The organism is Pseudomonas sp. GL-B-19 (genome assembly GCF_019956415.1).
Classification (GTDB): domain Bacteria; phylum Pseudomonadota; class Gammaproteobacteria; order Pseudomonadales; family Pseudomonadaceae; genus Aquipseudomonas.
This window is the reverse complement of record NZ_JAHBDK010000079.1, coordinates 1-13,804: the sequence shown is the minus strand read 5'-3', so window position 1 is coordinate 13,804 and position 13,804 is coordinate 1. Positions and strand designations below refer to the sequence as shown.

Genomic DNA, 13,804 nt, shown 5'->3' with positions numbered 1-13,804 from the left:
ACCGATATGTGGCGCGCTACAACAATGTAAGGCGCCACAGCTACAACGGTTACCACTCGCCGGTAGCGGCAGAAAAGATGGCGGCGTGAGAACCGAAAACAATGTCCAAAATTACTGGACCAGATCAGGCTCGCTCCTACAAGGTGGGCTGTGTGGGTCAGAAGAGTTTTAGCGGTTCTTCATTGAGTGCTGCCAGTTGCTCACGCAACGCCAACACCTGATCACCCCAATACCGCTCACTGCCGAACCACGGAAAACTGTGCGGGAACGCCGGGTCGTCCCAACGACGGGCGAGCCAGGCGCTGTAGTGCATCAGACGCAAAGCGCGCAACGGTTCGATCAACGCCAGTTCTCGCGAATCGAAATCGTGAAATTCGTTGTAGCCGTCCATCAGTTCCGACAACTGCCCGAGACATTCCTGGCGGTCACCGGCCAACATCATCCAGATGTCCTGCACCGCCGGGCCCATGCGGCAGTCGTCGAGGTCGACGATGTGGAACATTTCGTCGCGGCACATCATGTTGCCGGGGTGGCAGTCGCCGTGCATGCGGATGTTCTGGTGCGGCGTCGCCTTGTAGACCTCTTCTACTCGCTTGAGCAGGTCGCGGGCCACGGACTCGTAGGCCGGCAGCAAACTTTTGGGTACAAAATTGCCTTCGAGCAAGGTGGTCAGCGAGTCGTGACCGAAGTTCTTCACGCCCAGCGCTTCACGGTGGTCGAACGGTTTGGTGGAACCCACGGCATGCAGGCGACCCAGCAACTGACCCAGGCGATAGAGCTGATCGAGATTGCCCGGCTCCGGCGCACGGCCACCACGGCGGGGGAACAGGGTGAAACGAAAGCCGTTGTGTTCGTGCAGGCTGGCGCCGTTGTGGATCATCGGCGCGACCACTGGCACGTCGCATTCGGCGAGTTCGAAGGTGAATTGATGCTCTTCGAGAATCGCTTCGTTGGTCCAGCGCTGCGGACGATAGAATTTTGCGATCAGCGGCTCGGAGTCTTCGATACCGACTTGATAGACGCGGTTCTCGTAGCTGTTGAGCGCCAGAATGCGCGCGTCGCTGAGAAAGCCGATGCTTTCGACGGCATCGAGCACGAGGTCTGGGGTGAGGGTTGCAAACGGGTGGGCCATGCTGACTCCTGCGCGCAGCAGGCTGCCGCGTCCGGCCAAGCATGGTAGCGCAGACGGCCGAATATAGGTGGTGACTGTGCGGACGCTTTCGCGAGCAGGCTCGCTCCCACAGGGGATTTGCGATGTGACACAGATCCAGTGTGGGAGCAAGGCTTGCCCGCGATGGGGCTTTATCAGGCGCCGACGATCCCGCCATCTTCACGGGAAATCGCCATCACCGAGGACCGCGGCTTGCCATTCGGCAGATGCTCAGGGAACGTCGACCCACCGTTCTCCCCCGGATGCTGAATCCCGACAAACAGCGTCTTCTGATCCGGCGAAAAGCTGATCCCGGTGACTTCGCAACCAACCGGCCCGACCATGAACCGGCGAATTTCCCCGGTCGCAGGGTCCGCACACAGCATCTGATTGTTGCCCATGCCCGCAAAGTCACCGGCATTGCTCGAATCGCCATCGGTGAGAATCCACAGCCGTCCGGCCTTGTCGAAACCCAAACCATCCGGGCTGTTGAACATGTTTTGCGGCGTGATGTTGGACGAGCCACCCTTCGGCGTGCTGGCGTGAACCCCTGGGTTGCCGGCGACCACAAACAGGTCCCAGGCAAAGTTTTTCGAGCCATGATCATCGCGGTCAGTGCGCCAGCGCAGAATCTGCCCGTAGACGTTCTTCTCGCGCGGGTTTGGCCCGCCTACCGGTTGGCCGTCTTCACCACGCTTGGCGTTGTTGGTCAGGGTGCAATACACCTGGCCATCCTTGGGGCTGACGACGATCCATTCCGGACGGTCCATGCGCGTGGCTTTTACTACGCTGGCGGCGAGGCGCGCGTGGATCAGCACTTCGGCCTGATCGGCAAAACCGCTGCTGGCGTCGATGCCGTTTTTGCCGTGAGTCAGTTCGACCCACTCGCCTTGGCCTTTCGGGTGATCGGTATTGCCGTCGCCGGTATCGAAGCGCGCTACATACAAGGTGCCGTGATCCAGCAGGTCGCGGTTGGCCTTGGGGTTTTTATGGTTGATCTTGTCGCGGCTGACGAACTTGTAGATGAACTCGCCACGCTCATCGTCGCCCATGTACACCACTGCGTGGCCGTCATGGGTTTCTGCCAGCGCGGCGTTCTCGTGCTTGAAGCGGCCCAGGGCCGTACGTTTGATCGGGGTCGATTGCGGATCGAACGGGTCGATTTCTACCACCCAGCCGTGACGGTTGAGTTCGTTGGGATTCTTCGCCAGGTCGAATCGCTCATCGTGCTGATGCCAGTTGATCTCTTTGCTGGTTGCCACCGCGCCGTAGCGTTTCTGTGCAGTGTCGAATTTCTGCTCGGCGTTGCTGCTGCCGAAGCAGTCGGTGAAGTTCTCTTCGCACGTCAAGTACGTACCCCACGGCGTCTTGCCATTGGCGCAGTTCTGGAAGGTGCCCAGGACATTCTTGCCGTGGGGGTCGGCGCTGGTTTTCAGCAGTTCATGGCCGGCGGCCGGGCCGCTCAGGCTGATTGGTGCGTTGCCGTGGATACGACGGTTGTAGCGCGAGCCCTGGACGAACTGCCACTGGCCGTTCTTGCGCTGCACTTCGATCACTGTCACGCCTTCGCAAGCCAGCGCCTTGCGCACTTCTTCGGCGGACTGCGGCATGCCGCCATGCGGATAGAGGTAGCGATAGTTGGTGTATTCGTTGTTGATCGCCATCAGCGCCCGGTCTTTTTCACCGGGAAACTCGAACAGGCTCATGCCGTCATTGTTGTCGCCGAACTGGACTTCCTGTTGCTCGGCCGTGCCGTTGCCGCTGGGGTCGAACGCCGGGCCGCTATTTTGCAGGGGCTGGCCCCAGCTGATCAGCACCGAGGATTTGTAGCCCGCCGGCAAGGTAATGGTGTCGCTGGTGGCGGCGGGGATGCTGTCAAAACCCAGCAGTTTGCTGGTGCCGGCGCTGACACTCGCGGCCAGCACGCTGCGGCTCAGCAGGTTGCCACCGAGGAACATGGCGGCACCACAGAGGGCACCGGCGCTGATGAAACCGCGACGGCTGAGGCCGACCATCTTTTCGAGGTCGGTGGACTGGTTTTCTTCTAATAGGCTCACATCAGGCTCCCTGCGGGTTTTTGCAGCCACCTTAAAGAGCATTGATGAAGCTTTTGTTTCAGAGCGGTGTACCGAGCAGCACGTTGGATGGCGCGAACTGCACCAGCACCGGTTTGGCAGCGGTAAGCCCCAGCGTTCTCAAGTGCAGCGGCTCGGCCAGTGCGCAGAGTGTCTGGCCATTGGGCAGGCCGATGCGCACTTCGCTGGGGCCGTCTTCGGCGTCGAGAATGGTTTCGATGATGCCTTTCAAGAAGTTGTTGCCGGGTGTTGCTTGTTGATCGATACCCAACAATTCAAGCCAACCGGCCTTGATCAACGCAACCACTTCGGTTCCGGTTACCAACTCCAGGCGCAGGGTGCTGTCGTGGGTGATCTGCGCATCGATCGTCAAGCCTTCGGCCAGTTCAAGACGGATCCGGTCGTTGCGCCCTTGAGCTTCGATCCCTACCACTGTGCCGTGCAGTTGATTGCGCGCGCTGGTCCGGAGCATCAGGCGGCCGAGCAGGTCCAGATCGCTGGCATCTTCGGCAGCTTCCAGCACCTGGGCCTGCAAAGCTTGCAGCTTTTGATAAAGGCGCAACACGCGCAGGCCTTCGCTGGAGAGTTTGGCGCCACCGCCGCCCTTGCCGCCGACGCTGCGCTCCACCAGCGGCTTTTGCGCCAGGTTGTTCAGCTCGTCGATAGCGTCCCATGCGGCCTTGTAACTCAGGCCCGCGCTTTTCGCGGCGCGGGTGATCGAGCCTTGCTCGGCGATGTGTTGCAGCAACGCAATGCGCTGCGGACGACGGACAATGTGCTGGGACAACAACGTAGGCAAGGACATGGCAGGGCGCTTTGGGCTGTGGCGATGTAGAGGACGTTGGCTTCTGAAAGCCTGGGAGTCAAGTCAGGCCATATCCTTGTGGGAGCGAGCCTGCTCGCGATGGGGCCATCAACTTCACCATAGATGTGACGGATAAACCGTCATCGCGAGCAGGCTCGCTCCCACCCTGAATGCCACTAAATCAGGCCATGTCGCCCGGTTTGGGTGTGCGGGCGAGGCAGTAGACGTCAACCCGCGCAGCGCCTGCGTCCATCAACAGCCGGGCGAGGGCTTGCGCCGTGGCTCCGGTGGTCAGCACATCGTCGACCAACGCCAAATGACGGTCCTTGATGCGTGCGCCGGGCGCCAGGGCAAAGGCGTTGCGCAGATTCTTTTTGCGGGCGTCGGCATTCAAGTCCTGCTGCGCGCTGGTGTCTTGAGTCCTCAACAGCAGCGTTTCGTCGCAAGGCATGTCCAGACAGGCGCCGAGCCAGCGGGCAAGCAGGGTGGCTTGATTGAAACCCCGTTGGCGCAGACGTTTAGAGGCCAGCGGCACCGGAACGAGCGCGTCGGGACGATTCAGGTCTTCGTCGAAGCGATGTTGCAGGAATTGCGCGAGAAGTTCGGCGAGCAGCCGACCAAATGGCCACTTTGCAGAGTGCTTGAAACGTGTGATCAGGGTGTCCACCGGGAAGCTGTAAGTCCACGGTGCGGCGACTTGCTCAAAGGCGGGCGGTTGATTCAGGCACTGGCCGCAAGTCAGCCCGGCGCCCGATAAGGGCAGGGCACAAGTTTGGCAGTGATCCCCAAGCCAGGGCAGCTCCGTCTCGCAAGCCATGCAGATCGGGATGTGTTCATCGGCCGGTTCAGCACAGAGCAGACAGTGTTGTGTGTTTTTTAACCAGATGTAAACCGGTCCTTTGTAACGTGGTTGACAGCGCATGAGTCTTCCTTAAATATGCCGAACATCCGTGTCGCGTCTGTGGGTATTCCATCCCCCAGACGCTTGCCAAGCATAAAACAAAGGAAACGCCCATGAGCGCCAGCACCTCTGCAACCCTGCGTCATGACTGGTCTTTGGCCGAAGTCAAAGCACTCTTCGTTCAGCCATTCAACGACCTGTTGTTCCAGGCACAGACGGTGCACCGCGCGCATTTCGACGCCAACCGCGTCCAGGTTTCCACGCTGCTCTCGATCAAAACCGGCGCCTGCCCGGAAGATTGCAAATATTGCCCACAGTCCGGTCACTACAACACCGGCCTGGAAAAAGAAAAGCTGATGGAAGTGCAGAAGGTCCTCGAAGAGGCCGCTCGCGCCAAGGCCATCGGTTCGACTCGTTTTTGTATGGGCGCGGCGTGGAAGCACCCGTCGGCCAAAGACATGCCGTACGTGCTGGAAATGGTCAAAGGCGTAAAAGCCATGGGCCTGGAAACCTGCATGACCCTGGGCCGTCTGGACCAGGACCAGACCGAAGCGCTGGCTCAGGCCGGACTCGACTACTACAACCACAACCTCGACACCTCACCGGAGTTCTACGGCAGCATCATCACCACCCGCACCTACAGCGAGCGCCTGCAAACCCTGGCGTACGTGCGTGATTCGGGGATGAAGATCTGCTCGGGCGGTATTCTCGGCATGGGTGAGTCCCTTGATGACCGCGCCAACCTGCTGATCCAGTTGGCCAACTTGCCGGAGCACCCGGAATCGGTGCCGATCAACATGCTGGTGAAAGTCGCCGGTACGCCGCTGGAAAATGCCGAAGAGATCGATCCGTTCGACTTCATCCGCATGCTCGCCGTTGCCCGCATCCTGATGCCGAAATCCCACGTGCGCCTGTCCGCTGGCCGTGAAGCGATGAACGAGCAGATGCAGGCCCTGGCATTCTTCGCCGGCGCCAACTCGATTTTCTACGGCGAAAAACTGCTGACCACTGCCAACCCGCAGGCCGACAAGGACATGCAACTGTTCTCGCGCCTGGGGATTCTGCCGGAAGCGCGCGAGGAGCACGCGGACGAGGTGCATCAGGCCGCCATTGAGCAGGCACTGGTTGAGCAGAAGAGCAGCGAGCAGTTCTACAACGCCGCTGTTTAAGTCCTCTGTCTTGTAGGAGCAAGGCTTGCCCGCGATGGAAACACCTCGGTCTGTCTGAATGACTGCGGCGATCCTATCGCGAGCAAGCTTTGCTCCTACAGGGGCGGTACCCCATTCCCACTCGCGAGGCCTGCATGTCTTTCGATCTCGCCGCACGCCTTGCTGCCCGTCGTGCCGAAAATCTCTACCGCCAGCGCCCGCTGCTCGACAGCCCTCAAGGCCCGGAAGTGGTGGTCGATGGCCAGCCGTTGCTGGCGTTCTGTAACAACGATTACCTGGGCCTGGCCAATCACCCGCAAGTGATCGAAGCCTGGCGCGCCGGAGCTGCTCGTTGGGGCGTGGGTGGCGGGGCGTCGCACTTGGTCATCGGCCACAGCACGCCCCATCACGCGCTGGAAGAAGCCTTGGCTGATCTGACCGGCCGCCCGCGTGCGCTGTTGTTCACCACCGGTTACATGGCCAATCTTGGCGCGGTTACGGCGTTGATCGGGCAGGGCGATACGGTGCTGGAAGACCGGCTCAATCACGCCTCGCTACTCGATGCCGGTTTGCTGTCCGGCGCACGCTTCAATCGCTATCTGCACAACGACGCGGTCAGTCTGGCCAAGCGCCTGGAGAAAGCCACCGGTAATACGCTGGTGGTCACCGACGGCGTGTTCAGCATGGACGGCGACATTGCCGACCTGCCGGCGCTGGCCCGCGAAGCCAAGGCTAAAGGCGCGTGGCTGATGGTCGATGACGCTCACGGCTTTGGCCCGCTGGGTGCCAATGGCGGCGGGATCGTCGAGCATTTCGGACTGAGTCAGGAAGACGTGCCGGTTTTGGTCGGAACGCTGGGCAAGGCTTTCGGTACGGCAGGGGCCTTTGTCGCGGGCAGCGAAGAGTTGATCGAAAGCCTGATCCAGTTCGCCCGCCCCTACATTTACACCACCAGCCAGCCACCGGCGCTGGCTTGTGCGACGCTGAAAAGCCTCGAACTGCTGCGCACCGAACATTGGCGACGTGAGCATCTGAAAACGTTGATCCGCCAATTCCGCCAAGGCGCCGAGCAAATCGGTCTGGAACTGATGGACAGCTTCACGCCGATTCAGCCGATCATGATCGGCGATGCCGGGCGTGCGGTTCGCCTGTCGCAGATGCTGCGCGAGCGTGGGCTGATGGTGACTGCGATCCGTCCGCCGACCGTGCCGGCCGGCAGCGCCCGTTTGCGGGTGACCCTGACCGCCGCTCACAGCGAGGCACAGGTGCAACTATTGTTAAACGGACTGGCCGATTGTTTCGCACAACTGAAATCGGAGCCAAGCCATGCGTGATCGACTGATTCTGTTGCCCGGTTGGGGCCTCGGCGTTTCGCCGCTGGAACCTTTGGCGGCAGCTTTGCAGGGGCTGGATGAACACCTGCGAGTCGAGATTGAGCCGTTGCCGGAACTGGAATCGAGCGATCTTCAAGAATGGCTCGATGAACTTGATTCGACAGTGCCGCAGGATGCCTGGCTCGGTGGCTGGTCCTTGGGCGGCATGCTGGCGGCCGAATTGGCGGCGCGTCGGGGTGATCGTTGCTGCGGCTTGCTGACCCTGGCGAGCAGTGCCTCATTTGTCGCTCATGAGCAATGGCCGAACGCGATGCCCGCCGAGACGTTCGATGCGTTCCTGGCCGGCTGCAAGGCAGATCCACGCATGACGCTGAAACGGTTTTCGCTGTTGTGTGCCCAAGGCGCGCAAGACCCTCGCGGGTTGTCGCGGCTATTGCTTGGCGGTGCGCCACAGACTTCTGCCGCGGCGTTGATGAGTGGTCTGGAAGTTCTTGCACAACTGGACACTCGCCAAGCTTTGCAGGCGTTCCGCGGTCCGCAATTACATCTATTCGCAGGCCTCGACGGCCTGGTCCCGGCCGAAGCAGCAGGGGACTTGCTGGCGTTGCTGCCAGATGTCGAAATTGGTCTGATTGAACAGGCCAGTCACGCGTTTCTTCTGGAAGACCCCCACGGTGTGGCGGGGGCGATTCAGGCCTTTTTGCACGAGTCCGGTGATGACTGATTTATCCCTTCCCAGCCTGCCTGGCGGTTTGCCCGACAAGCGCCAGGTGGCAGCCTCCTTTTCTCGTGCGGCGGCGAGCTACGACAGCGTGGCCGAGTTGCAGCGTGATGTTGGCAGTCAATTGTTGAGTCGCTTGTCGGGTGATTTTGTCCCAAGTCGCTGGCTGGACCTGGGCTGCGGCACCGGGTATTTCAGTCGCGCGCTGGGTGAGCGGTTTCCGACCGGTCAAGGTGTCGCCCTCGATATCGCCGAAGGCATGCTCAATCACGCCCGGCCATTGGGTGGTGCCAGCCATTTCATCGCGGGCGATGCGGAGCAGTTGCCGCTGCAGGGTTCGACCTGCGATTTGATCTTCTCCAGCCTTGCTGTGCAATGGTGTGCGGATTTTGAATCGGTGCTCAGTGAAGCGAATCGGGTGCTGAAGCCGGGCGGGATTTTCGCGTTTGCTAGTCTGTGTGTAGGGACATTGTTTGAGTTGCGTGACAGTTGGCGTCAGGTGGATGGCATGGTGCACGTCAACCGCTTCCGCGAGTTGGGTGTTTATCAGCAACTGTGTGCGACCAGTGGCTTGAAAACGGTCAGCTTGCAAACGCGTCCTCACGTGTTGCATTACCCGGATGTGCGTAGTCTGACTCATGAACTCAAGGCATTGGGTGCGCACAACTTGAACCCTGGACGACCGGGTGGTTTGACGGGGCGGGCGCGGATCCTTGGCTTGATCGAGGCTTATGAGCAATTTCGTCAGGCCCAAGGATTGCCAGCGACTTACCAGGTGGTTTACGCCGTGTTGGAGAAACCTATATGAGCGCAGCCTATTTCATCACCGGTACTGACACTGACGTCGGCAAGACCACCGTTGCCGCCGGTTTATTGCATGCCGCGCGGTCGGCGGGCTTGAGTACGGCGGCGGGAAAACCGGTGGCCTCTGGCTGCGACGTGACGCCCAAGGGATTGCGTAACGCCGATGCGCTGGCGCTGTTGGCCGAGTGCTCTTTGTCGTTGACGTATGCACAGGTCAACCCGGTCGCGTTCGAGCCGGCCATCGCTCCGCACCTGGCCGCGCGGGAGGCCGGCGTGGCATTGACGGTGCTGTCGCTGTTGACGCCCATGCGCGAGATTCTCGATTTGCAGGCAGATTTCACCTTGATCGAAGGGGCGGGCGGCTGGCGCGTGCCCTTGGCGGATCAGGCCAATCTGTCTGACCTGGCGATAGGGCTGGGTTTGCCCGTGATTCTGGTGGTCGGTGTGCGGTTGGGTTGCATCAATCATGCGCTGCTGACGGCAGAGGCGATTGCCAGGGATGGATTACAGTTGGCGGGCTGGGTAGCCAATATCATTGATCCCAAGACCTCGCGCCTGGAAGAGAACCTTGCGACTCTCGCCGAGCGTATCCCCGCGCCCTGCCTCGGGCGAGTACCGAAACTCAAATCGGTCACGGCAGAATCCGTGGCGGAGCATTTGCAGCTGGATTTGCTGGACTAGGTTTTGCCTATGACAAGGCACTGTGCCATTAGTGTTTTTATCGGGCATTTTGCCATCATGTCTGATTCAATGACCGCTATTGATCCCTTGCAGGACGACGTCTCCCCATGGAAATCTCAGGAAACACCGCTTTTTATGCTGGTCTGAGCACTATTCAGACAGGGCAGAACCGCGTTGATCAAGCGTCCGGGCAGATCGCCAATATCACCATCGAACGTTCAGTGGCCAGCCAGTCTTCCGAGGCTCAGGTGGATCGTCTGCGTTCGGTTGACCGCAGTCAGCAATCCGACCTGGCCAGCAATGTAATCGACATGGCCCAAGGTAAATTTCAGGTTGAAGCGGGTGCCAAAGTGGCCAAGGCTTCGGATGAAATGCTCGGAACGTTGATCGACACATTCGCTTGATCCCTCGCTGAATTGTTCACTCGACGCTGCGACAGTTCGCAGCGTTTTTCTGCGTAAGTCCTTCTCCCTCAACTAATCTTTTCTACACAGCGCCTGGCTTGTTCAGCGGTGGTGCGCTGCTGCGTGTCCGGTAGATCAACGATGTGATGACAAACGGCTAAAGATCGATGCTTGACAAGATTTAGGCGTAAACGTATGTTTCAAACAACTGTTTGACCGCCACAGCAAATCAACGCGGTCGTTCATTCCCGGTTACATCAGCAGAGGTTTTTCGCTATGCCTGACTACAAGGCCCCCTTGCGTGATATTCGCTTCGTTCGTGACGAACTGCTCGGCTACGAAGCGCACTATCAGAGCCTTCCGGCTTGTGCGGACGCAACTCCGGACATGGTTGACGCCATTCTCGAGGAAGGCGCCAAGTTTTGTGAGCAGGTACTGGCCCCGCTGAACCGCGTGGGTGACACCGAAGGCTGCACCTGGAGCGAGTCCGGCGTTAAAACCCCGACTGGCTTCAAAGAAGCCTACAAGCAATTCGTTGAAGGCGGCTGGCCAAGCCTGGCTCACGACGCAGAGCACGGTGGCCAAGGCCTGCCGGAGTCCCTGGGTCTGGCAGTCAGTGAAATGGTTGGCGAAGCCAACTGGTCGTGGGGCATGTACCCAGGCCTGTCCCATGGCGCGATGAACACCATTTCCGAGCACGGTACGCCTGAGCAGCAAGAGGCTTATCTGACCAAACTGGTTTCCGGTGAGTGGACCGGCACCATGTGCCTGACCGAACCGCACTGCGGCACCGACCTGGGCATGTTGCGCACCAAGGCTGAGCCTCAGGCTGACGGTTCCTACAAAGTCTCCGGCACCAAGATCTTCATTTCGGCCGGCGAACACGACATGGCCGACAACATCGTCCACATCGTACTGGCCCGCCTGCCGGATGCACCGGCTGGCACCAAAGGCATTTCGCTGTTCATCGTGCCGAAATTCATGCCGAACGCGGACGGTTCGATCGGCGCACGCAACGCTGTGAGCTGTGGTTCCCTGGAACACAAGATGGGCATCCACGGTAACGCCACTTGCGTGATGAACTTCGACGCGGCCACCGGTTTCCTGATCGGCCCGGCGAACAAAGGCCTGAACTGCATGTTCACCTTTATGAACACCGCACGTCTGGGCACCGCGCTGCAAGGTCTGGCTCACGCCGAGATCGGCTTCCAGGGTGGCCTGAAGTACGCTCGTGATCGCTTGCAAATGCGTTCGCTGACAGGCCCGAAAGCGCCGGAAAAAGCCGCTGACCCGATCATCGTTCACCCAGATGTACGTCGCATGCTGTTGACCATGAAGGCATTCGCCGAAGGCAACCGTGCAATGGTTTACTTCACTGCCAAGCAAGTCGACATCGTCAAGTACGGCGTGGACGAAGAAGAAAAGAAGAAAGCCGACGCACTGCTGGCCTTCATGACGCCAATCGCTAAAGCGTTCATGACTGAAGTCGGTTTTGAATCCGCCAACCATGGCGTGCAAATCTACGGCGGCCACGGCTTCATCGCTGAGTGGGGCATGGAGCAGAACGTTCGCGACAGCCGCATTTCGATGCTGTACGAAGGCACCACCGGTATCCAGGCGCTCGACCTGCTGGGCCGTAAAGTGCTGATGACCCAAGGCGAAGCCCTGAAAGGCTTCACCAAGATCGTCCACAAGTTCTGCCAGACCAACGAAGGCAACGAAGCCGTTCAAGAGTTCGTCGCACCGTTGGCGGCACTGAACAAAGAATGGGGCGAGCTGACCATGAAGGTCGGTATGGCCGCCATGAAAGATCGCGAAGAAGTCGGTGCGGCCTCCGTGGACTACCTGATGTACTCCGGTTACGCCTGCCTGGCCTACTTCTGGGCTGACATGGCGCGTCTGGCAGCCGAAAAACTGGCTGCCGGCACTTCCGAAGAGGCGTTCTACACCGCCAAGCTGCAGACTGCGCGCTTCTACTTCCAGCGTATCCTGCCGCGTACCCGCACTCACGTTGCAACCATGCTGTCGGGTGCCAACAACCTGATGGACATGAAAGAAGAGAACTTCGACCTGGGCTACTAAGCCTTAACGCGGTCCTTCAAAAAAAACCGCCGCTTCCTCTGGGAGCGGCGGTTTTTTTTGCGCTGTGGTCAGGCCTTGATCACCATGGCGTCGGATCCAGGGGGCCGACGCCAGTCGGGGTGCTCACGCCTTCGCCGTTACGTATGAACGGCAGGTGCCAGAAGTCGTTAGGCACCACCGGATCGCCAGGCTTGACGCCTTCCGGAAAGATGAACTCAAACACCGGCGCCACATACTGTCCGGCAATCAGTCCATTGGCGACGGTCAGCCTGCCCGCATTCTGGATGCAACTGTCCACGGCGGTCTGGGATAGGCTCTGCTGTGGAACGCAAAGTGACCGCGCAACGACGCGCAAGGTACGTGTCGGTTGGCTAAGAAGCCCAGAGGGCGCTTTGGTCGCACGTAATCTGGCGCGTTGTGGCTGAGGACCTGTGTTCTGTGTGGTAATACCACCCGAGGCTCCCAGGCAACTGGCCGCAAGGCCCAGCGCAGGGTTGCATTCACCCGTCATCTCATAGGGTGTAACCCAGCGATTGGTTTGCACACCTGTCGATGGATTGACATCTATCAGATAGATGTCGACCGGGGTCTTGATGTCGGTGGTCGAAGCTTCAAGGAAAATCCGGTCCTGCGTCTCTTGGGCTGCACCGCCGATGGCTGTTGCTGCCGGGTCGGCCGTGCCGATGCCAAACTCCCCGATTGCCAGGTAGCTGGGTTGCGAACCAGGCTGAGTATAGATCCCGACATTCGCCTCGATCGTGTGTGCAGAGATGAAATCCGGGAGACCCGCTGTTGCTGACTTGAATAGAGTGCCGGACCAACTGATGAAGTCGCCGACTTCGAAGGGTGCCTGTTGTGTCGGGTCGGGGTCCGTCGCCGTGCGGCTAGCATCGCCGAATCTCTTCATGACGTACTGGCTGCAATAGACCTGCCCCACCGCTGGACCCGAGAGCTCCCCACTGGCCGGAGGCGTGACACCGGCCTGGCTGAAATTGCGACAGTTGTTGGTCGTGGTCGGGGTGACCACTTTTGGCCGGTTTTTCTCTGGGCAGAGTGCATCATCCCCGGAAATCGTGCGTGGCACGCACATCGGGTAGCCGGTGGCGGCATGGATGGTCGGGTTGGCATCATCGACGGAGAAGCGCGGGTCGGGGCTTTGGGCGCGGCCAAAACGTCCGTTCGGGTCGTTGATCTGAATGATCGTGGGTTGCGTCGGGTTTCCGCTGTCAACTTCGAGGTTGCCGTTGGTGTAGTCGATCCGGGTGATGAAGCCGCTACCCGCGTTGACTGATTGCTGGGAGACAAAGATCAGCCCGGCAATCTGCTTGTTGGAGACGCTATTGCCTACCACATGGATCTCGAACGAGGGATAGGCCGCCGCTGATTTTCCGAGCGCCAGGGTTCCACCCCTGACGAAGTCGGCCCAGGTCAGGGTGTTGGCCGGCATCTGCATAACGGTGTTGCAAGGGACAACAATCGTGACGCCGTTCAATTGGACGGTCCCCCCAAAGCGGCCCGGGTCGCTGGTATTGGGGCAATTCGCATTGGTGGTGTCCAGGGTCATGTTTTGGATAAAGCCGGTAACGTCAAACCCATGAATCGCAGTCGGGTCTGTAAAAATCGGATCGGGCAGTGTGGGTGTCGTGAACGGCGAGGGCAAACCCGGGGGCTTGGCAGTCCCGCCACCACCACCACCACC

The 13,804-nt window shown here is 59.8% G+C and carries 12 protein-coding genes; 7 read left to right on the top strand and 5 right to left on the bottom strand.

What is annotated here, in order from left to right:
* Positions 1-157: 157 nt before the first annotated feature.
* The 4 genes from KGB06_RS26325 to KGB06_RS26310 form a co-directional block, all read right to left on the bottom strand.
* Positions 158-1,132 carry a serine/threonine protein kinase gene (locus KGB06_RS26325; RefSeq protein WP_223521035.1) on the bottom strand — a complete coding sequence of 325 codons (975 nt, stop codon included), beginning with the start codon at positions 1,130-1,132 and terminating at the stop codon, positions 158-160.
* A gap of 173 nt (positions 1,133-1,305) precedes the next feature.
* Positions 1,306-3,207: a PhoX family protein gene (locus KGB06_RS26320; RefSeq protein WP_223521033.1), complete on the bottom strand. Its 1,902-nt coding sequence runs from the start codon at positions 3,205-3,207 to the stop codon at positions 1,306-1,308.
* A 58-nt stretch (positions 3,208-3,265) separates the two neighbouring features.
* The gene (locus KGB06_RS26315; protein ID WP_223521031.1) at positions 3,266-4,030 is read right to left on the bottom strand and encodes a TOBE domain-containing protein; all 765 of its coding nucleotides are present in this window, start codon (positions 4,028-4,030) and stop codon (positions 3,266-3,268) included.
* A gap of 181 nt (positions 4,031-4,211) precedes the next feature.
* Positions 4,212-4,952, bottom strand: a complete 741-nt coding sequence (locus KGB06_RS26310) for a ComF family protein (RefSeq protein WP_223521029.1) — start codon at positions 4,950-4,952, stop codon at positions 4,212-4,214.
* A gap of 92 nt (positions 4,953-5,044) precedes the next feature.
* On the opposite strand from KGB06_RS26310, the gene bioB reads away from it, so the two are divergent.
* From bioB to KGB06_RS26275, 7 genes are all read left to right on the top strand, one after another.
* A complete protein-coding gene (gene bioB, locus KGB06_RS26305; protein WP_223521027.1) occupies positions 5,045-6,100 on the top strand; it encodes a biotin synthase BioB in 1,056 nt (351 codons plus the stop codon).
* 134 nt (positions 6,101-6,234) lie between these two features.
* Positions 6,235-7,413, top strand: a complete 1,179-nt coding sequence (bioF, locus tag KGB06_RS26300; protein WP_223521026.1) for an 8-amino-7-oxononanoate synthase — start codon at positions 6,235-6,237, stop codon at positions 7,411-7,413.
* Complete coding sequence (locus KGB06_RS26295; RefSeq protein WP_223521024.1) at positions 7,406-8,137, top strand: alpha/beta fold hydrolase; 732 nt, start codon at positions 7,406-7,408, stop codon at positions 8,135-8,137. The genes bioF and KGB06_RS26295 overlap by 8 nt, the downstream gene beginning before the upstream one ends.
* Positions 8,130-8,942, top strand: coding sequence for a malonyl-ACP O-methyltransferase BioC (gene bioC, locus KGB06_RS26290; protein ID WP_223521022.1), 813 nt, complete (start codon positions 8,130-8,132; stop codon positions 8,940-8,942). Before KGB06_RS26295 ends, bioC begins: the two co-directional genes overlap by 8 nt.
* A complete protein-coding gene (gene bioD / locus KGB06_RS26285; protein ID WP_223521020.1) occupies positions 8,939-9,619 on the top strand; it encodes a dethiobiotin synthase in 681 nt (226 codons plus the stop codon). The genes bioC and bioD overlap by 4 nt, the downstream gene beginning before the upstream one ends.
* Before the next feature lie 107 nt (positions 9,620-9,726).
* Positions 9,727-10,023, top strand: a complete 297-nt coding sequence (locus KGB06_RS26280) for a pyrroloquinoline quinone biosynthesis protein PqqE (RefSeq protein WP_223521019.1) — start codon at positions 9,727-9,729, stop codon at positions 10,021-10,023.
* 276 nt (positions 10,024-10,299) lie between these two features.
* Complete coding sequence (locus KGB06_RS26275; RefSeq protein ID WP_223521018.1) at positions 10,300-12,105, top strand: phenylacyl-CoA dehydrogenase; 1,806 nt, start codon at positions 10,300-10,302, stop codon at positions 12,103-12,105.
* 79 nt (positions 12,106-12,184) lie between these two features.
* Here the strand turns inward: KGB06_RS26275 and KGB06_RS26270 are convergent.
* Positions 12,185-13,804, bottom strand: a 1,620-nt coding sequence (locus KGB06_RS26270) for a hypothetical protein (RefSeq protein ID WP_223521017.1), incomplete at its 5' end; no start/stop codon positions are given.